Consider the following 18,065-nt stretch of genomic DNA (forward strand, 5'->3'; position numbering starts at 1 on the left):
ATAGCGTCAGGAGTCCCCGAACTCGACCCCACGGAGGACACCATGGGTTTCCTTGACCGACTCTTCGGCACCGAGCCCCAGAACCCGCGGCAGGCGCAGCCCTACGGGCAGCAGCCCGCCGCGCCGCGTCCCGCGGGTTATCCGTCCACGACGCCGCCGAAGTCCGAGGACGAGATCGCGATCGAGCGGTACCGCTACCTTCTGCGCACAGCGCCGCCCGAGACGATTGAGCAGGTTCACGCCGAGGCTTTCGCGAGGCTCACCGAGCAACAGCGGCAGCAGGTGCTTGCCGACATGACAGCCACCCTCCCGGCATCCGAGCAGCCCCGCTCCACCGACCCGAACGAGATGGCCCGTGCCGCCACCCGAGCCGAGTACATGAATCCCGGCTCGATGGAGCGCACGCTCGGCGGCCAGCGTCAGGGGCCGTCTTTCGGCTCGATGGTCGGCTCGTCGCTCCTCGGAACCGTCGCCGGGTATGTCATCGGGTCCGCGCTGGTGTCCGCGTTCATGGCTCCGGTTTTCGCTGCCGACGCCGGTGCCACGGATCCGGGAACAGCCGACGCCGGAACCGACACGGGGGGCGACCCTGGCTGGGCCGACGCATCCGGAGCCGGAGACACGGGCTTCGCGGACGGCGGCTTCGGAGACTTCGGCGACTTCGGTTTCTGATCGGGCAGCGCGCGGAGGACTCCACCCGCCCCGCCTGCGCGATAACGTTCATCTATGGGGAAGGTGGAAACCGGCTCTGCACGCCGCGGTGCGAGCCGCGCAGCAGGTCGAAGTACTTTGTGGCGCTCTCTCGCTGACGACTTCGCCCTGCGCCGCGACGGCACCGAAGCACGCATGGCAGTGCTGCAGCAGGTGATGCTCGCCGTCGTCGTTCTGGTCATCACCGCGTTTGCGATCATCGCCGCCATCCCGGGGGATCTCACGCTGTTCTTCGTCGGTGTCGCGATGGTGTTCGTCATGACGATCGTGACGATGCTCGTTCCGTGGAACGCGATCTCGCCGTGGGCCGTGGGTATCGTCCCGGTGATCGACGTCGTCGCGATCCTGTTCATGCGGGCCGCCTTCCCCGAGTCCGGTATTGCGTTGCTGTGGCTCTTTCCCGTGATGTGGCTGTCTGCGTCATTGGGATTGGCGGGGTTCCTCGCGGCGAATCTGTTCGTCTGGGTCTCGTATGGGTGGGTGATCACCGCCGGCAAGGAGTCGGCGTTCAGCTTTGCGCTGATTCTCCTACCGATCGTGACCCTTGCTGTCTCGGCCGGGGCGTACTTCAGTCTGCGCCGCTTCGCCGCGCAGCGGACGCTGCTCGACAAACAGGCACTGGTGCTCGGACAGAGCCTGAAACGCACCCAGCATCAGGAGCAGCTGGTCACCCAGGTTCTGGACTCGGTGGACTTCGGCGTCATCCGAATCTCACCGGACGGTGCAGTCACGGTCACGAACGAGGCTCACGCGCGGATGCAGCACGCGCTCATCAGCGCCGACGGACACAACCGCCTCCCGGCATTCGACGCCGACGGCCAGACCCCCCTCGTCCCGGAACGGATGCCGGTTGCTCGCGCGCAGCGGGGCGAGGTCTTCGACAACCAGATCGTCTGGTTCGGTGCTCCCGACACCACGCGACGGGCCCTGAGCGTGACGGCGCGGCGCCTGCGAGACACCCAGGGAGCGGATGCCGGCACCGTCGTGATCTCGCGAGATGTCACCGCCGAGCGCACCGCACTCCTCGCTCGCGACAACGTGGTTGCATCGGTGTCGCACGAGCTGCGCGCGCCGCTGACCGCCATCGTCGGCTATCTCGACCTGGCGCTGGAGACGGAGGGCATCCCCGAGAAGGTACGTGGCGACCTCGACGTGGCCACGCAGAACGCCGAACGGATGATCCAGATCATCTCCGACATCCTCTCGGCCACGTCGTCGTCGAAATCGACAGTCGATGTGACGGTGTCGCCCGAGAACGTCGACCTTCAGCAGCTCGTGCTGGCGTCCGCCGAGGCGTGGGAACCCTCCGCGCTCGAGCGGCGGATCACGATCTTCACCGACGACGTGCAACCCACGCATGCCTACGTGGACCCGGCGCGGATGCGCCAAGTCGCCGACAACCTCATCAGTAACGCCATCAAGTACGGGCGCGAAGGAGGATCGGTGCAGCTAGCCGTCTACGGCGATGGCGTCGCGTCCTACCTGCTGGTGCGCGATGACGGGATCGGCCTGTCGCCCGATGACCAGAGCCGCCTCTTCCGGCGATTCTTCCGGGCGCGAACCGACGTCGGCGGTACGGGCCTCGGTCTTGCGATCTGCCGCGACATCGTTCGCGCGCACGGCGGAGAGATCATCGTCGGCAGCGAGCAGGGCGTCGGTTCTGTCTTCCTCGTGCGGGTTCCCGCCCAGGTCGACGTTCCGCTGCCGCCGATCGACCCCGAAGAGGCACTCAACATGTCGGGCGCGATCACCACAGCGGGCCGCTCCGACATGGAGGCGACGAGATGACTCTCGACCTCTACTCGGTCAGCGTCATGACGGCAGCGGTCGTGCTGATCGTCGGGATCATCTACATCTCCGAAACCCTCATTCGCCGTGACGAGGTGTCGGGTCGGCACTGGTCGATCGCCTTTCTGGCCGGCATCCTGACCACCATCGCCTACGCGATCTGGGCAGCCGGTGGGGGATGGATCGCGGTAGCCGCCGGAAACGCGGCATTCGTGGCGGCCACGGGGTTCATCTGGATCGGATGCCGTAGCTACAACGGACACCGCATCGGCTGGGCCTACGGCACGGTCGGTGTGGGCATGGCTGTTGCGTTCATCGCCGTCGTTGTCGAGGGTCCGCAAGGCGGCGACTGGGCAGGGGTTGTCTGGATGTATGCCGCGCTGGCGGTGCTGGCATCGTTTGGCGTATGGGAGACCGCACGCGGTCGATTGGCGCAGACCCGCACGACCATTGCCCTCGCCATCGTGCTCGTGATCGAGGCGCTCTATACGGCCGCGAGGGCCCTCGTCTTCCTCCTGCGTGGACCCGATGATCCCGTGTTTCAGGCGTGGTTCTCCACAGTCCCGGCGAGCTTTGTCACGATCACGCTCGTCATTACTGCGGCGGTCGTCACTTCCATCCTGCGTGCGGGCCGCGCAGGGATGCGGGGGTACACCAACCTCGTGGCAGTTGACGGAAGCGACCGCATCCTGACCGAACCGCAGTTCCGTGCGACGGTCACTGACGTGCTTGAACGCGCCGAAGAGAAGGGCATCGGGGTCGGCGTCATCGCGATGCGCATCGATGACCTGCCGTTCATCGCGAAGGCCTTCGGTAACGAGGTCGGACGCCACGTCGCCGTCGCAGCCCGCGATGCCGTGCGGCGCACTGTCGAACCGCTCGCTGTCATCGGCGATGACGGCGCCACGGTGTTGTGGGTGTGCGACACATCCTGGGACGCGAGCGAGGCGCGACGGCAGGCATCCCGACTCGCCACAGCCGTGTTCGAAGCTCTGCGCACCGTCCCCGACGCCGTGGTCCCGGTCGTCGGCATCGGCGTCGCCGTGACCCACGACTTCGGCTACGACGCCGGCGCGCTCATCGACGCAGCGGATGCGGCATCCACCCGTTCGGCCAAGACCGGAGACATCTCGGTGTTGATCGCAGAACCGCCGCGCTCGAACCCGCCTGCCTCCGTGGGTCCCGACGCGCCGACGTCAGCACCGGCGGAGAGCTGATCATGCCCCTCATCGCACTCACCGGGGGAATCGCGGCGGGCAAATCCACCGTGGCATCACGGCTGTCCGAGCTCGGCGCCGTGGTCGTGGACGCCGATCAGGTCGTCCGCGAAGTGCAGAGCGTCGGGTCGCCGGTGCTCGACCGCATCGCCGACGAGTTCGGTGACGGCATCCTCACGGTCGACGGAGCGCTGGATCGCGCCGCGCTCGGCTCCCTCGTGTTCGGAGACGCGGACCGGCTCGCCGTGCTCAACGCGATCGTTCATCCCGCCGTGCGGGAGGAGTCGGCTCGCCGCTTCGGGCAGGCCTTTGCCGCCGATCCCGACGCCGTCGTCGTGTACGACGTGCCGCTGCTGGTGGAGGCGCGGGTGGATGACCCGTGGGAACTGGTCGTCGTCGCACACGCCCCCGCCGAGCTTCGCGAACAGCGCCTTGTAGAGCTTCGGGGCATGAGTCTGCAGGAGGCTGCATCCCGAATCGGATCGCAGGTTCCCGACGATGCGCGACTTGCGATCGCCGACGTCGTGATCGACACGGCGGGGACGCTCGCGCAGACCCGAGATCAGGTCGACGTGCTCTGGGAGGCGTTGCCGTTGCGGATCGCGGCCCGCCGGTCCCGCTGACGTCGCCAGCGCGGGATCACCACGACCGCAGCCACGATCGCGCCGATCAGCAACAGGAACCCGAGAATCGGCAGCACGATCGCGAAGATCGAGAGTGCGAGGCTCGAGACATCCTCGACGGTGCTCACTATCGGCGCTGCGACTCCGGCCGTCGCCGCGTTCGCGACCGGGCGAATGGATGCCTTCACCACGTGGATGGCCAGCGCGATCGCAACCCCGATGCCGATGGCCACCCAATTCTGGTTCGCGAAGAACGCGCTCGGGTCATCCACCCGAACGGTCTCGGCGCTTGCTCCGGCGCCGAACGCAATCCCACCGGATGCGGGGCGGATCACGGTCTGCACGGCATCGTTGATGGAGTCGACCACCGGCACTTTGTCGGCGACGATCTCCAGCACGAGCAGCGCACCGATGATCCAGAGAGCGATGTCGCTCGACAGCCACGCCCACCCTGCTGGCAGCTCGATCGCGTCGAAGAAGCGGTTCGCGAGCCCGAGCACGAGCAGCGGCATCCACGCGTTCAGCCCCGCCGCTGCGGCAAGACCGGATCCCACGAAGAACTCGAGCACCCCTCCAGGGTAGGCATCCTTCTTCGCGCCCGCAGCGTCTTTGCTGCCGGACTCTCACGCGAGGGGTCGCAACACGCCGCAACCGTCGCAGGGTGTGCGGCATGTTGTGACCCCTCGCGCTGGAGTGCGGATGCAGCGACGGCCTCGATGTCGGAGGGCACGCCTACCCTGGAAGGGTGCAAACCACACGATCCGTCAGGCCCTTCGAAGTCGTCAGCGAGTACGCGCCGTCGGGTGATCAGCCGCAGGCGATCGCCGAGCTCGCAGCGCGCATCAACGCGGGCGAGACGGATGTCGTGCTGCTCGGTGCTACCGGAACGGGCAAGTCCGCGACCACGGCCTGGCTGATCCAGCAGGTGCAGCGTCCGACCCTCGTCATGGCACACAACAAGACGCTGGCCGCGCAGCTTGCCAATGAGTTCCGCGAGCTCATGCCGAACAACGCCGTCGAGTACTTCGTTTCGTACTACGACTACTACCAACCCGAGGCCTACGTCCCGCAGACCGACACCTTCATCGAGAAGGACTCCTCGATCAACGCCGAGGTCGAGCGCCTGCGCCACTCGACCACGAATTCGCTCCTCTCTCGCCGCGACGTGGTCGTCGTCTCGACGGTCTCCTGCATCTACGGCCTGGGTGCGCCCGAGGAGTATCTGCGGGCGATGGTCGCGCTGCAGGTGGGGGAGCGGTACGACCGCGACGCCCTCATCCGCAAGTTCATCGCGATGCAGTACAACCGCAACGACGTCGACTTCTCGCGCGGCAACTTCCGTGTTCGCGGCGACACGATCGAGATCATCCCGGTGTACGAGGAGTACGCCATCCGCATCGAGCTGTTCGGTGACGAGATCGAGGCGCTCTACCTGCTGCATCCGCTCACGGGCGATGTCATCCAGAAGATGGATTCGGTGCCGATCTTCCCGGCCTCGCACTACGTGGCCGGAACCGAGACGGTGCAGCGCGCGATCGGCACGATCGAAGACGAGCTCGCCGCGCGGTTGAAGGAACTCGAGTCCCAGCAGAAGCTGCTCGAGGCTCAGCGGCTGCGGATGCGCACCACCTTCGATCTCGAGATGCTGCAGCAGCTGGGTTTCTGTTCTGGCATCGAGAACTATTCGCGTCACCTCGACGGTCGCCAGCCGGGAGAGCCGCCGCACACGCTGCTGGACTTCTTCCCCGACGACTTCCTGCTCGTGATCGACGAGTCCCACGTCACCGTGCCGCAGATCGGAGCAATGTACGAGGGGGATGCCTCCCGCAAGCGCACCCTCGTCGACCACGGCTTCCGCCTGCCGTCGGCGCTCGATAACCGCCCGCTGCGCTTCGACGAGTTCAAGAACCGCGTCGGCCAGACGGTATATCTGTCTGCCACGCCCGGACGCTATGAGATGGGAATCGCCGACGGGATCGTCGAGCAGATCATCCGGCCCACGGGCCTGGTCGACCCCGAGATTGTGATCAAGCCGTCCAAGGGGCAGATCGACGACCTGCTCGAAGAGATCCGCATCCGAGTCGAGCGCGACGAGCGCGTGCTCGTGACGACCCTGACGAAGAAGATGGCCGAGGAGCTCACCGACTTCCTGGGCGAACACGGGGTGCGGGTGCGCTACCTCCACTCCGACGTCGACACCCTGCGCCGCGTCGAGCTGCTCAGCGAGCTGCGCGCCGGCGTCTACGACGTGCTCGTCGGCATCAATCTCCTTCGCGAGGGCCTCGACCTTCCCGAGGTCTCGCTCGTGTCCATCCTGGATGCCGACAAAGAGGGGTTCCTGCGGTCGGGAACATCCCTCATCCAGACGATCGGACGCGCTGCCCGAAACGTGTCGGGGCAGGTGCACATGTACGCCGACACGATCACCGACTCCATGCGTGCGGCGATCGACGAGACCGATCGCCGTCGCGAGAAGCAGGTCGCGTACAACAAGGAACACGGCATCGACCCGCAGCCGCTGCGCAAGAAGATCGCCGACATCACCGATGCTCTGATTCGCGAGGGCGCCGACACGAAGGCGATGCTGAACCGCAAGGATGCCGCGGCATCCAAGAACGGCAAGGGCAAGAGCCCCACACCGAACCTGCGCCGCGAGGGGATCGCAGCCGAGGGCGCGACCCAGCTTGAGGCGATGATCGGAGATCTCTCTGACCAGATGCTTGCGGCGGCCGGGGAGCTGAAGTTCGAGCTTGCCGCGCGTCTGCGCGATGAACTGCAGGACCTGAAGAAGGAGCTGCGAGCCATGGAGCGCGCCGGCCACGCGTAGCGGAGGAGCAATGGAACAGCGCCTGAGTCTCATCACCCTGGGCGTCGCCGACCTCGAGAGGGCGATCACGTTCTATCGCGGGCTGGGGTGGGAGCCGCATCCTGCCTCGGTACCGGGAGCCGTAGCGTTCTATCAGCTCGACGGTTCCGCGTTCGCGCTGTGGAGCCGCGCCGAACTCGCTGCGGACTCGATGGTCGACGACGCCGGCGGGGGGGGCGGCGTGACTCTCGCCCACAACGTGCGCTCACCCGCCGATGTGGATTCGATCCTCAGCGCCGCTGTGGCGGCCGGTGCCCGGCTTGGGCGTCCCGGTGCCGCAACGCCGTGGGGAGGCTATTCCGGTGTCTTCATCGACCCCGATGGTCATCCGTGGGAGGTGGCACACAATCCCGGCTGGCCGCTCGACGGCGCCGGCCGCGTCACGATCGGATCATGATGTTCACCGATCCACAGGTGATCCTCTTCGTCGACGACTGCGAGCGCGCCGCGCGATGTTAGGGCGCGTTCGGATTCGTCGAGACCTTTCGCGGCGGGGCAGACCGTCCGGCAAAGATCGAGATGCTGATGGGCGGTTTCGCCCTCGGCCTTGTGCTACCCGGGCCGGCGGCGGAGGCCCACGGGATCGACCCGGTAACGACGGGGCACCGCGCCGTGATCACCCTCTGGACCGATGACCTCGACGCCGCACTCGCCCTGGCGCTTGCATCCGGTGGCCATAGCCCGGGTGACCCGCATGAGTTTCTTGACGGTGCACTTCGGGTCGCCTTCGTCGAGGACCCCGACGGGCACCCGGCGCAACTCGTCCAGCGCATCCGCTGATCCCTCAGTCACCGGCCGATCGACCCCCTGGCACGTCGCAACGGCGCATGCTTGTCGCGACGCGCCGGGGCCGGGGGCGAGATCTCGGCGTGTCGGGTAGATCGTGCGCCGTTGCGACTGTCGTGATCGGTGCGGCATCCGGCCCTGGGCGGGGCTCGACGGATGACCAACTCTCCAACGACCTGACCAGGCCTGTCGCAACGGCGCATGCGTGTCGCGACGCGCCGGGGCCGGGGGCGAGATCTCGGCGTGTCGGGCTGATCGTGCGCCGTTGCGACTGTCGTGATCGGTGCGGCATCCCGGCTGCCGGGGCGGGGCAGGACGGATGCCTCAGCCGGCGAGGTGCGGCATCCGTCCTGCGAACGGCTGCAGCCCGTTGCGGAGCTCCCTGAGTTGCTCGACGCCCAGGCCGGTGACCGCCATGATGCGGCGCGGGACCTCGAGGGCCTGCTCGCGCAGCGCGCGGCCCTCAGCTGTCAGCCCGATGTCGAGCACCCGCTCGTCATCCGTTCTGCGCGTGCGCGTCACACGGCCCTGCGCTTCGAGGCGCTTGACGAGGGGGGAGAGTGTTGCGGGCTCCATGGCGAGTTCGTCGGCTAGTTCGCCGAGTGAACGCGGAGACTGCTCCCAGAGCGCGAGCATCACAAGATACTGCGGATGCGTCAAGCCCAGCGGTTCGAGAATCGGACGGTAGATCGACACGACGTTTCGTGCGGCCGTCACCAGTGCGAAGCACACCTGATTGTCGAGCTTCAGCAGATCTTCCTCGTCGGACATGTGGCCAGTCTAGCAATCCGTTAGTACACTAAACATCATGACACGAACGAATGAGGCGTCGAAGCGACCGCTCCGTGAGCGAGTGCGTGAGGCGGGCGGTTGGTACATCTGGTTCAACACCAACCTCATCCGTGTGGCCGGGCCGCCTCAGGTGAGCCCGCTGGAACCGGGCCCGAGCGCAGAGGAGCGCGCCGAGCGCGCCTGCCCACTGTGTCATCAGCCGATGAATCGCCACACGTTCGACAGGTCAGGCGACAAGCCTCTGATGCACTGCCCGTGAGGCCCTGTGGCCTCTCTTCGGTCGCGCCGTGATGCGGGTGGTGTCCCGCCTTGCCCACGCGAAGGCGCCACCGCAGTTGCTGCGCACGGATGCCGAAACGACTGCATGTGTCAGGGAGAGATGGGCGGGATTGGTGGGGCCGGAGCCGATGTCGGAGGCCACACCTACACTTGACGGGTGCCCATCGTCCCCGTCTCTTCGCATGCCTACAGCAGTGGAACACTGAGTGTTCGCGGCGCCCGCGTCCACAACCTCAAGGACGTCGATCTCGACATCCCGCGCGACTCCCTGGTCGTATTCACGGGGCTGTCGGGGTCCGGAAAATCGAGCCTCGCGTTCGACACGATCTTCGCCGAGGGGCAGCGTCGCTACATCGAGTCGCTGAGTTCCTACGCGCGCCAGTTCCTCGGTCAGGTCGACCGGCCAGATGTCGATTTCATCGAGGGGCTGAGCCCCGCCGTCTCGATCGATCAGAAGTCCACTAACCGCAACCCGCGTTCGACGGTCGGCACGATCACCGAGATCCACGACTACATGCGTCTGCTGTGGGCCCGGATCGGGGTCCCGCACTGCCCCGAGTGCGGTGCGCAGATCCAGCGCCAGACGGTGCAGCAGATCGCCGACCAGCTCATGGAACTGCCCGAACGCACGCGGTACCAGATCGTCGCGCCCGTGGTGAGCCAGAAGAAGGGGGAGTTCGTCGACCTCTTCAAGGAGCTCTCCGCGAAGGGCTACGCCCGTGCCGTAGTCGACGGAGATCTCATCCAGCTCGCCGAGCCCCCCACCCTCAAGAAGAGCTACAAGCACGACATCGCGGTAGTCGTTGACCGCCTCGTCGCAGGCCCCGACATCCTCAGCCGCGTCACCGACTCCGTCGAGACGGCGCTCGGACTTGCCGGCGGCATCATGCAGGTCAACTTCGTCGACGAAGAGGGCGACGACGCGTGGCAGTCCTTCAGTGAAAAGCTCTCGTGCCCGAACGGTCACCCGCTGCAGCTGACTGAGATCGAGCCGCGGACGTTCTCGTTCAATGCCCCGTTCGGCGCCTGCCCGACATGCTCTGGCCTGGGTACCCGGATGTCGGTGGATGTCGAGCTCATGCTGGGCGACCCCGAGCTCTCGATTCGCGAGGGCGTCCTCATTCCGTGGACGACGCAGGGCAAGGGACTGTTCCAGTACTACGAGCGCCTGCTCGAAGGTCTGTCTGACGACCTCGACTTTTCGCTCGACACCCCCTGGCGGGAGCTCACGGCCGAGGTTCAGAACGCGGTCCTGCACGGCGAGAACTTCAAGGTCAACGTCAAGTGGAAGAACCGCTACGGCCGCGAAATGCGGTACACCTCGGGGTTCGAAGGTGTCGTGCCCTACATCGAGCGCCAGTACGTACAGGCCGAGTCCGACACGCAGCGGCAGCGCTGGTCGGAGTACCTGCGCGAAGTTCCCTGCCCCGCGTGCAACGGCGACCGCCTGAAGCCCGAGGTCCTCGCGGTGCTCGTGCACGGGCATTCGATCGCGGATGCCTCACGCCTGAGCCTCGCTGATGCGCAGCAGTACTTCGCGAACCTCGAACTCACCGAGCGCGAGGCGATGATCGCTGCCGCGGTGCTCCGCGAGATCCGGGCGCGCCTCGAATTCCTCATCCAGGTCGGCCTGAACTACCTGAACCTCAGCCGTTCGGCAGGTTCGCTTTCGGGCGGCGAGGCGCAACGCATCCGTCTCGCTACCCAGATCGGATCGGGACTGACCGGCGTGCTCTACGTCCTCGATGAGCCCTCGATCGGCCTGCACCAGCGCGACAACCGACGCCTCATAGAGACGCTCCTCAAGCTGAAGGGCCTCGGTAACACCCTCATCGTCGTCGAGCACGACGAAGAGACGATCCACGCCGCCGACTGGATCGTCGACATCGGACCCCGTGCCGGCGTCGACGGCGGACACGTCGTGCACTCCGGACCCCTGGCCGAACTCCTCGCCGACTCCGACTCGATCACGGGCGATTACCTTGCCGGTCGCCGCAGCATCCCGACGCCACGCAAGCGCCGCAAGATCGACAAGAAGCGGATGCTGGAAGTCGTCGGCGCCCGCGAGAACAACCTCAAGCAGGTCAGTGCCCAGTTCCCGCTCGGTGTCCTCACGGCGGTCACCGGCGTGAGCGGATCCGGCAAGTCGTCGCTTGTGAACGACATCCTCTATCAGGTGCTCGCCGCGAGGCTCAACGGGGCACGAACGGTTCCCGGCAAACACACGCGCGTGACGGGTCTCGACAACCTCGACAAGGTCGTGCACGTCGATCAGGCTCCGATCGGGCGCACACCGCGCTCGAACCCGGCAACCTACACGGGCGTTTTCGACCGCATCCGCACCCTCTTCAGCGAGACGCCGGAAGCCAAGGCGCGCGGCTACCAGCCCGGCCGGTTCAGCTTCAACGTCAAGGGCGGACGCTGCGAGGCGTGCTCGGGCGACGGCACCATCAAGATCGAGATGAACTTCCTGCCCGACGTCTACGTGGACTGCGAGGTCTGCCACGGGAAGCGTTACAACCGCGACACGCTCGCGGTGCACTACAAGGGCAAGAACATCGCCGAGGTCCTCGAGATGCCGATCGCCGAGGCAGCTGAATTCTTCGAGCCCATCCAGGCCATCCACCGGTACATGAAGACCCTCGTCGACGTCGGCCTCGGCTACGTGCGGCTCGGCCAGTCAGCGACGACCCTCTCAGGCGGTGAGGCGCAGCGCGTGAAACTCGCCACCGAACTCCAGCGGCGAAGCAACGGACGCAGCATCTACGTGCTCGATGAGCCCACCACGGGACTGCACTTCGAAGACGTCCGTCGCCTCCTCGAGGTTCTGAACGGTCTGGTCGACAAGGGCAACACGGTGATCGTGATCGAGCACAACCTCGACGTCATCAAGTCGGCCGACTGGATCATCGATCTCGGTCCGGAAGGTGGTTCGGGCGGCGGCGAGATCATCGCGACCGGAACGCCCGAGCAGGTCGCGGCGGTTCCCGAAAGTCACACCGGACAGTTCCTGGCCGAGCTTTTCGACGCCCACGACGCGCCGGCGGCTCGCAAGGCGGGTTGAGCGTGGCTCGCGCCACCCATCCTCAGCTCGCGTACCGGCCGGCACCGGGGGAGATCCCGACCAATCCGGGCGTGTACCGGTTCCGCGACGACGCTGGTCGCATCCTTTACGTCGGCAAAGCGAAGAATCTCCGTGCGCGCCTGTCGAACTACTTCGCGCCGCTACACACGCTCCATGAGCGCACGAGACGCATGGTGACCACGGCCACAGGCGTCGAATGGACGGTGGTCGGAAGCGACGTCGAGGCGCTGCAGCTGGAATATATGTGGATCCAGGAGTTCTCACCGCCGTTCAACGTGCGCTACAAGGACGACAAGTCCTATCCGTACATGGCTGTCACCCTTGCCGATGAGGCTCCGAGGGTCATGGTCACGCGAAACCACAAGATCCGCGGCGCAAAGTACTTCGGCCCGTACCCCAAGGTGTGGGCGGTGCATGAGGTCATCGACCTCATGATCAAGGTGTTCCCGATTCGCACCTGCAGCGACTCGTCATACAAGCGAGCGATGGCCACCGGTCGCCCCTGCTTCCCCGGCCAGATCGGCCGCTGTGGCGGACCGTGCTCGGGCCGCGTGACGATCGAGGAGCACCGCGCGATCGTCGACGACTTCGTCGCGTTCATGTCCGGTGGTGATCAGCGCTTCACCCGGCAGCTGACGGCCCGGATGAAAGAAGCGTCAGCAGCGATGGACTACGAGTCTGCAGCGGTCTTTCGCGACCGGCTCCAGGCCATCGAGGCGGTGCTCAACAAAAGTGCGCTCGTGCTGCCCGATGACACGGATGCCGACCTGTTCGGCATTGCGGAGGACGAACTCGCCGCCGCCGTGCAGCACTTCGTCATCCGCGGCGGGCGCGTGCGTGGAGTGCGGGCAACGACGATCGAGAAGGAACTGGACATCAGCGGGGGAGAGCTCGTCGACCAGATCCTGCAGCGGACCTACGGTCCCTCGGGCCGTGCCGACATCCCCAAGCAGGTGCTCGTTCCCGCGCTTCCTGACGACGCCGCGGAACTAGAGGCTTGGCTTCGCGAGAAGCGTGGCACAAACGTCACGATTCAGATCGCGCAGCGCGGCGCGAAGGCCGACCTCATGAAGAACGCAGCGCTCAACGCGCAACAGGCGCTTCTGCTGCACAAGACACGGCGCACGAGCGACTATGTCGCGCGTTCTCAGGCGCTGACCGATCTGCAGGAGGCGCTGGGTCTCGACGAAGCGCCGCTGCGGATCGAGTGCTATGACGTCTCGCACCTCAGCGGCACGAATGTGGTGGCCTCCATGGTCGTGTTCGAAGACGGGCTGCCACGCAAGGACCAGTACCGAATCTTCGGTGTTGCGCAGACCACCGACGACACCGACTCGCTCTATCAAGTGCTCATGCGCCGACTTGCATATATCGACGACGAGCGGGATGCGGCGCCTGACACCGAAACCGCGACGGGCGAGACGGATGCCGCGACCGAGCCATCCGTCAGCTCGGATCCGACCGCCGAGGGTACCGTCGTGACGGCCCGCAGCCGCCCCCGCTTCGCCTACCGCCCACAGCTGCTCGTCGTCGACGGCGGCAAGCCACAGGTCAACGCCGCGGCACGGGCGCTAGCCGACGCGGGCCATTCCGAGATCGCTCTGTGCGGCATCGCCAAGCGTCTCGAGGAGGTGTGGCTCCCCGGAGAGGACTATCCGGTGATCCTGCCGCGCACCAGCGAGGCGCTGTACCTCCTGCAGCGGTTGCGCGACGAAGCCCATCGCTTCGCTATCACCAAGCAGCGAGGAAAGCGCAAGCGCGACATCCAGACCGTGCTCGCCGAGATCCCCGGGCTCGGCGATGCCCGTATCCGGGCGTTGCTTCGCCACTTCGGATCGGTCACCGCGCTCAAGAACGCAACGCCCGAGGAGATTCAGGAACTTCCCGGCGTCGGACCGAAGCTTGCCGCCACGATCCACGCGCACCTGGCGAGTCGATAGGCTGGCCGTGCTCGGGAGGCCCGGTGCCTGACGAGCCCGCAGACCGCGCCACCACAGGACGAGAGGTCCCGATGGACCAGACGACAGCCACAACGAGTGATGTGCTCATCCTGACCGGAATGTCCGGCGCCGGGCGCTCAACCGCTGCAAACGCCCTCGAAGACCTCGGCTGGTATGTCGTCGACAACCTGCCACCGCAGATGCTCAAGCCGATGCTCGAGTTGTCCGAGATCGCGGCATCCGCGCTGCCGAAAGTCGCCGCCGTCGTCGACGTTCGCGGCCGGGACCTGTTCACCGCTCTTCCGGCCGAGGTCGGGGAGTTGCGCTCCCGCCGCAACGTGCGGATCGTGTTCTTGGACGCCTCGGACGATGTGCTCGTGCGGCGGTTCGAAGCCGTAAGGCGCCCGCATCCCCTGCAGGGCGACGGAACCCTCATCGACGGCATCCGCACCGAGCGAGAGCGCCTTTCGGAGATTCGAGAGCGCGCCGACGTCGTCGTGGACACGTCCTCGCTGAACGTGCACCAGCTCGCGACGCGGATCTTCGAGCTCTTCTCGGACGAGGGGGCAGCTCGGCACATGCTCACGATCATGAGTTTCGGCTTCAAGTACGGTCTGCCGACGGATGCCGACATGGTCGCCGACATGCGGTTCCTTCCCAATCCGTACTGGGACCCCTCGCTTCGGGCTTTCACGGGGCAGGACCCGCAGGTGCGTGAGTACGTGCTCGCCCAGCCCGGGGCCCGGGAATTCGTGGATGCCTACGCCGCAGCCTTGCAGCCGGTGTTGCAGGGCTATCAGCGCGAGAACAAGCGGCACTCGGTCGTCGCTGTCGGATGCACAGGAGGCAAACACCGCTCGGTCGTCGTGGTCGAAGAACTCGCCCGGCGACTGGCCGACGAGGCAGGGGTCGCCGTGCGTGTGAAGCACCGCGACCTCGGCCGAGAGTAGCGCCGAACCGGGAGGCAGCCGAGAATTCGAGGGGTGCGCCCGAGTAGGCTAGAGCGTCATCCGCCGGCCGTGCCGGCACCCTCGAAAGGAGCCCCGTGTCGCTGACGGCCGATGTCAAAGCAGAGCTCATCGCAGTCCGGGATCCGCTTCCCAGCGCCCGGGTCGCTGAGTTGACATCACTGCTCCGCTTCGCCGGAGGCCTCCACTCCATCGCCAACCGCGTCGCTGTCGAGGCCGAGGTCGACTCGGAGGCGCTTGCTCGGCGGGTCGCCCGAGAGCTCATGGAGATCTACGGCGTCCGGCCCGAGATCGTCCAGACGCAGGGATCCGGTTCGCGGGCAGGGGCCCTCTTCGCGGTGCGCGTCATCGACGGGGGAGAGACGCTTGCTCGTCAAACCGGCCTGCTCGACCAGCGGCGCCGGCCCGTGCGGGGTCTTCCCAACAAGCTCACGACGGGTTCGCGCGGCGACCTCGCCGCCGTATGGCGCGGCGCATTCCTGGGCGCCGGCGCCCTGACCGACCCCGGACGATCCGCGTCGCTGGACGTGCTGTGCCCCTCCTCGGAAGCGGCGATGGCCCTGGTCGGGGCAGCGCACCGTCTCGGCATCGGCGCGAAGGCGCGCGAGGTGCGCGGTGCACCGCGCGTTGTCGTACGCGAAGGGGATGCCATCCGCACGGCACTGGCCGTCATGGGTGCACGCCAGGTCGCTGCACACTGGGACGAGATGCGTCAGCGTCGGGAGGTTCGCGCCGGCGTCAACCGGCTCGTGAACTTCGACGACGCGAACCTGCGTCGCTCGGCTCAGGCCGCGGTGGCCGCGTGTGCACGCGTGGAGCGAGCGCTCGAGATCCTCGGTGAAGACATCCCGGATCACCTGCGCGAGGCCGGTGATCTGCGGCTTGCGCACCGCGACGCGAGTCTCGACGAGCTGGGTCACCACGCCGATCCGCCGCTCACAAAGGACGCCGTGGCCGGCCGCATCCGTCGCCTTCTCGCGATGGCCGACAAGAAGGCGGCAGCCGAGGGCATTCCCGGAACGGAATCCGCCGTTCCTGCCAGCGCCCTGGACTGAGTCAGCCGCTAGGTGACCGCGACGTAACGGCTGTTGTCTTCTCGCGCAAGACCCGCCGAGTGGGTGCTCCGCCTCACTAGGATGGCAACTGTCACCCCAGCGACGCCGGGGCATTCCTGGCGCCGCGACGACAGGAAGAGAAGAGCATATGGCCACCTACACCCTGCCTGACCTCCCGTACGACTACGCGGCTCTCGAGCCGCACATCAGTGCGACGATCATGCAGCTGCACCACGACAAGCACCACCAGGCGTACGTGACGGGCGCCAACACCGCTTTGGAGCAGCTTGCCGAGGCCCGCGAGACCGGGAACCTCGCCAACGTCAACAAGCTCGAGAAGGACCTCTCGTTCAACCTCGGTGGTCACACCAACCACTCGATCTTCTGGACGAACATGTCGCCCGATGGCGGCGACAAGCCCACGGGCGAGCTCGCTGCAGCAATCGACGAGTACTTTGGCTCCTTCGACAAGTTCCAGGCTCACTTCACCGCTGCCGCTCTCGGCGTGCAGGGCTCGGGCTGGGCGGCGCTGTTCTGGGATTCGATCGGTGAGCGCCTCATCATCCAGCAGATCTTCGACCAGCAGGGCCAGCTCGCCGCCGCCAGCGTGCCGCTGCTCATGCTCGACGTGTGGGAGCACGCGTACTACCTCGACTACAAGAACGTCCGCGCTGACTACGTGAAGGCGTTCTGGAACATCGTGAACTGGCAGAACGTCCAGGACCGCTTTGTCACGGCTCGTGAGAAGACGGCAGGTCTGCTGCTAGGGTCATGATCAGGTGAGGATGCCGCGGAGCCCTCGCCCGCTCGGGGGCTCCGGCAGCCTCATTTGTCTGCTGGAACACACCACAAATGACACCCCTCTCCGGGTCGTCGATCCGGAGCTGACCCCCGGCGCTTCGGCGCGATAAGAATCAGGGAGACACCGTGTCTGTCAAGATCGGTATCAACGGCTTCGGCCGTATCGGACGCAACTACCTCCGCGCAGCCTTGGAGCAGGGCGCGGACCTCGACATCGTGGCGGTGAACGACCTCACCGACAACAAGACGCTTGCCCACCTCCTCAAGTACGACTCGGTCGGCGGACGCCTGAGCGAAGAGGTCTCGTACACCGAGGACTCCATCACCGTCGGTGGCAAGAGCATCAAGGTCTTCGAAGAGCGCGACCCCGCAAACCTCCCGTGGGGCGAGCTGGGCGTCGACATCGTCATCGAGTCGACCGGCCGCTTCACCAAGGCAGCCGACGCCAGCAAGCACATTGCGGGTGGCGCCAAGAAGGTCCTCATCTCGGCACCCGGCACGGATGTCGACGGCACCTTCGTCATGGGCGTGAACGACGGCGAGTACGACCCGGCCACGATGCACGTCATCTCCAACGCCTCCTGCACCACCAACTGCCTGGCGCCCCTCGCGAAGGTCTTCAACGACAACTTCGGCATCGAGCGCGGCTTCATGATGACCGCCCACGCGTACACCGCTGACCAGAACCTGCAGGACGGCCCCCACGGTGACCTGCACCGCGCTCGCGCTGCCGCCCTGAACATCGTGCCGGCTGCCACCGGTGCGGCCAAGGCGATCGGTCTGGTTCTGCCTGAGCTCAACGGCAAGCTGAGCGGTTCGTCGTACCGCGTTCCGGTTCCCACCGGTTCGATCGTGGACCTGACGATCATCACGCCGGCCGAGGGCCTCACCAAGGAGACCATCAACGCTGCCTACGAGAAGGCTGCAGCCGACGGTGCTCTGGCGGGCTACCTGAAGTACAACACCGACGCGATCGTCTCGACCGACATCGTGCACGACCCGCACTCGTCGATCTTCGACGCCGGACAGACCAATGTCTCGGGCAACCTCGTGAAGGTCTCGGCCTGGTACGACAACGAGTGGGGTTACTCCAACCGCCTCGTCGACCTCACCGAGCTCGTCGCCAGCAAGCTCTGAGCCGCGGCATCCGGTAA

Annotated in this window: 16 protein-coding genes; 14 read left to right on the top strand and 2 right to left on the bottom strand. The window is 66.3% G+C overall.

From position 1 onward, the window contains the following. Positions 1-42 precede the first annotated feature (42 nt). From BGO47_RS09645 to coaE, 4 genes are all read left to right on the top strand, one after another. Positions 43-672 (top strand): hypothetical protein, encoded by a 630-nt coding sequence (locus BGO47_RS09645; RefSeq protein ID WP_292711271.1) that lies wholly within the window; start codon positions 43-45, stop codon positions 670-672. Between the two features lie 174 nt (positions 673-846). Continuing rightward, complete coding sequence (locus tag BGO47_RS09650; protein WP_292711274.1) at positions 847-2,499, top strand: PAS domain-containing sensor histidine kinase; 1,653 nt, start codon at positions 847-849, stop codon at positions 2,497-2,499. Then, positions 2,496-3,716 carry a hypothetical protein gene (locus tag BGO47_RS09655; protein WP_292711277.1) on the top strand — a complete coding sequence of 407 codons (1,221 nt, stop codon included), beginning with the start codon at positions 2,496-2,498 and terminating at the stop codon, positions 3,714-3,716. The genes BGO47_RS09650 and BGO47_RS09655 overlap by 4 nt, the downstream gene beginning before the upstream one ends. Before the next feature lie 2 nt (positions 3,717-3,718). Beyond that, complete coding sequence (gene coaE / locus BGO47_RS09660; RefSeq protein ID WP_292711280.1) at positions 3,719-4,339, top strand: dephospho-CoA kinase; 621 nt, start codon at positions 3,719-3,721, stop codon at positions 4,337-4,339. On the opposite strand, the gene BGO47_RS09665 is transcribed toward coaE, so the two are convergent. Then, positions 4,279-4,908, bottom strand: a complete 630-nt coding sequence (locus BGO47_RS09665; RefSeq protein WP_292711283.1) for a DUF4126 domain-containing protein — start codon at positions 4,906-4,908, stop codon at positions 4,279-4,281. The two genes, coaE and BGO47_RS09665, sit on opposite strands and share 61 nt — an antisense overlap. Positions 4,909-5,084: 176 nt before the next feature. Between BGO47_RS09665 and uvrB the strand changes: the two genes are divergently transcribed. The 3 genes from uvrB (at position 5,085) to BGO47_RS09680 (ending at position 7,985) form a co-directional block, all read left to right on the top strand. After that, complete coding sequence (uvrB, locus tag BGO47_RS09670; protein ID WP_292711285.1) at positions 5,085-7,166, top strand: excinuclease ABC subunit UvrB; 2,082 nt, start codon at positions 5,085-5,087, stop codon at positions 7,164-7,166. A 10-nt stretch (positions 7,167-7,176) separates the two neighbouring features. After that, complete coding sequence (locus BGO47_RS09675; protein ID WP_292711288.1) at positions 7,177-7,602, top strand: VOC family protein; 426 nt, start codon at positions 7,177-7,179, stop codon at positions 7,600-7,602. Positions 7,603-7,724: 122 nt separating this feature from the next. Further along, a complete protein-coding gene (locus BGO47_RS09680) occupies positions 7,725-7,985 on the top strand; it encodes a hypothetical protein (RefSeq protein WP_292711291.1) in 261 nt (86 codons plus the stop codon). A 330-nt stretch (positions 7,986-8,315) separates the two neighbouring features. On the opposite strand, the gene BGO47_RS09685 is transcribed toward BGO47_RS09680, so the two are convergent. Continuing rightward, a complete protein-coding gene (locus tag BGO47_RS09685) occupies positions 8,316-8,762 on the bottom strand; it encodes a MarR family transcriptional regulator (protein WP_292711293.1) in 447 nt (148 codons plus the stop codon). A 37-nt stretch (positions 8,763-8,799) separates the two neighbouring features. Between BGO47_RS09685 and BGO47_RS09690 the strand changes: the two genes are divergently transcribed. From BGO47_RS09690 to gap, 7 genes are all read left to right on the top strand, one after another. Beyond that, the gene (locus tag BGO47_RS09690) at positions 8,800-9,042 is read left to right on the top strand and encodes a hypothetical protein (protein WP_292711295.1); all 243 of its coding nucleotides are present in this window, start codon (positions 8,800-8,802) and stop codon (positions 9,040-9,042) included. Positions 9,043-9,219: 177 nt separating this feature from the next. Then, positions 9,220-12,126 carry an excinuclease ABC subunit UvrA gene (uvrA, locus tag BGO47_RS09695; RefSeq protein ID WP_292711298.1) on the top strand — a complete coding sequence of 969 codons (2,907 nt, stop codon included), beginning with the start codon at positions 9,220-9,222 and terminating at the stop codon, positions 12,124-12,126. A gap of 2 nt (positions 12,127-12,128) precedes the next feature. Beyond that, complete coding sequence (uvrC, locus tag BGO47_RS09700; protein ID WP_292711301.1) at positions 12,129-14,087, top strand: excinuclease ABC subunit UvrC; 1,959 nt, start codon at positions 12,129-12,131, stop codon at positions 14,085-14,087. 71 nt (positions 14,088-14,158) lie between these two features. Further along, the gene (gene rapZ / locus BGO47_RS09705) at positions 14,159-15,037 is read left to right on the top strand and encodes an RNase adapter RapZ (RefSeq protein WP_292711371.1); all 879 of its coding nucleotides are present in this window, start codon (positions 14,159-14,161) and stop codon (positions 15,035-15,037) included. A 95-nt stretch (positions 15,038-15,132) separates the two neighbouring features. After that, the gene (gene whiA / locus BGO47_RS09710; protein WP_292711304.1) at positions 15,133-16,110 is read left to right on the top strand and encodes a DNA-binding protein WhiA; all 978 of its coding nucleotides are present in this window, start codon (positions 15,133-15,135) and stop codon (positions 16,108-16,110) included. 148 nt (positions 16,111-16,258) lie between these two features. Beyond that, a complete protein-coding gene (locus BGO47_RS09715; protein ID WP_292711307.1) occupies positions 16,259-16,885 on the top strand; it encodes a superoxide dismutase in 627 nt (208 codons plus the stop codon). Positions 16,886-17,037: 152 nt separating this feature from the next. Further along, positions 17,038-18,048 (top strand): type I glyceraldehyde-3-phosphate dehydrogenase, encoded by a 1,011-nt coding sequence (gap, locus tag BGO47_RS09720; protein WP_228179022.1) that lies wholly within the window; start codon positions 17,038-17,040, stop codon positions 18,046-18,048. Positions 18,049-18,065: the final 17 nt, after the last annotated feature.

Origin of the sequence: Microbacterium sp. 67-17, assembly GCF_001898325.1 — a bacterium.
GTDB lineage: Bacteria > Actinomycetota > Actinomycetes > Actinomycetales > Microbacteriaceae > Microbacterium > Microbacterium schleiferi.

What these genes read in the sequence shown, in the direction of transcription:
- BGO47_RS09645 (WP_292711271.1), top strand. Translation starts at nt 43, where the DNA reads ATGGGTTTCCTTGACCGACTCTTCGGCACCGAGCCCCAGAACCCGCGG.
- BGO47_RS09650 (WP_292711274.1), top strand. Translation starts at nt 847, where the DNA reads ATGGCAGTGCTGCAGCAGGTGATGCTCGCCGTCGTCGTTCTGGTCATC.
- BGO47_RS09655 (WP_292711277.1), top strand. Translation starts at nt 2,496, where the DNA reads ATGACTCTCGACCTCTACTCGGTCAGCGTCATGACGGCAGCGGTCGTG.
- coaE (WP_292711280.1), top strand. Translation starts at nt 3,719, where the DNA reads ATGCCCCTCATCGCACTCACCGGGGGAATCGCGGCGGGCAAATCCACC.
- BGO47_RS09675 (WP_292711288.1), top strand. Translation starts at nt 7,177, where the DNA reads ATGGAACAGCGCCTGAGTCTCATCACCCTGGGCGTCGCCGACCTCGAG.
- BGO47_RS09680 (WP_292711291.1), top strand. Translation starts at nt 7,725, where the DNA reads ATGCTGATGGGCGGTTTCGCCCTCGGCCTTGTGCTACCCGGGCCGGCG.
- BGO47_RS09685 (WP_292711293.1), bottom strand. Translation starts at nt 8,762, where the DNA reads ATGTCCGACGAGGAAGATCTGCTGAAGCTCGACAATCAGGTGTGCTTC.
- BGO47_RS09690 (WP_292711295.1), top strand. Translation starts at nt 8,800, where the DNA reads ATGACACGAACGAATGAGGCGTCGAAGCGACCGCTCCGTGAGCGAGTG.
- rapZ (WP_292711371.1), top strand. Translation starts at nt 14,159, where the DNA reads ATGGACCAGACGACAGCCACAACGAGTGATGTGCTCATCCTGACCGGA.
- BGO47_RS09715 (WP_292711307.1), top strand. Translation starts at nt 16,259, where the DNA reads ATGGCCACCTACACCCTGCCTGACCTCCCGTACGACTACGCGGCTCTC.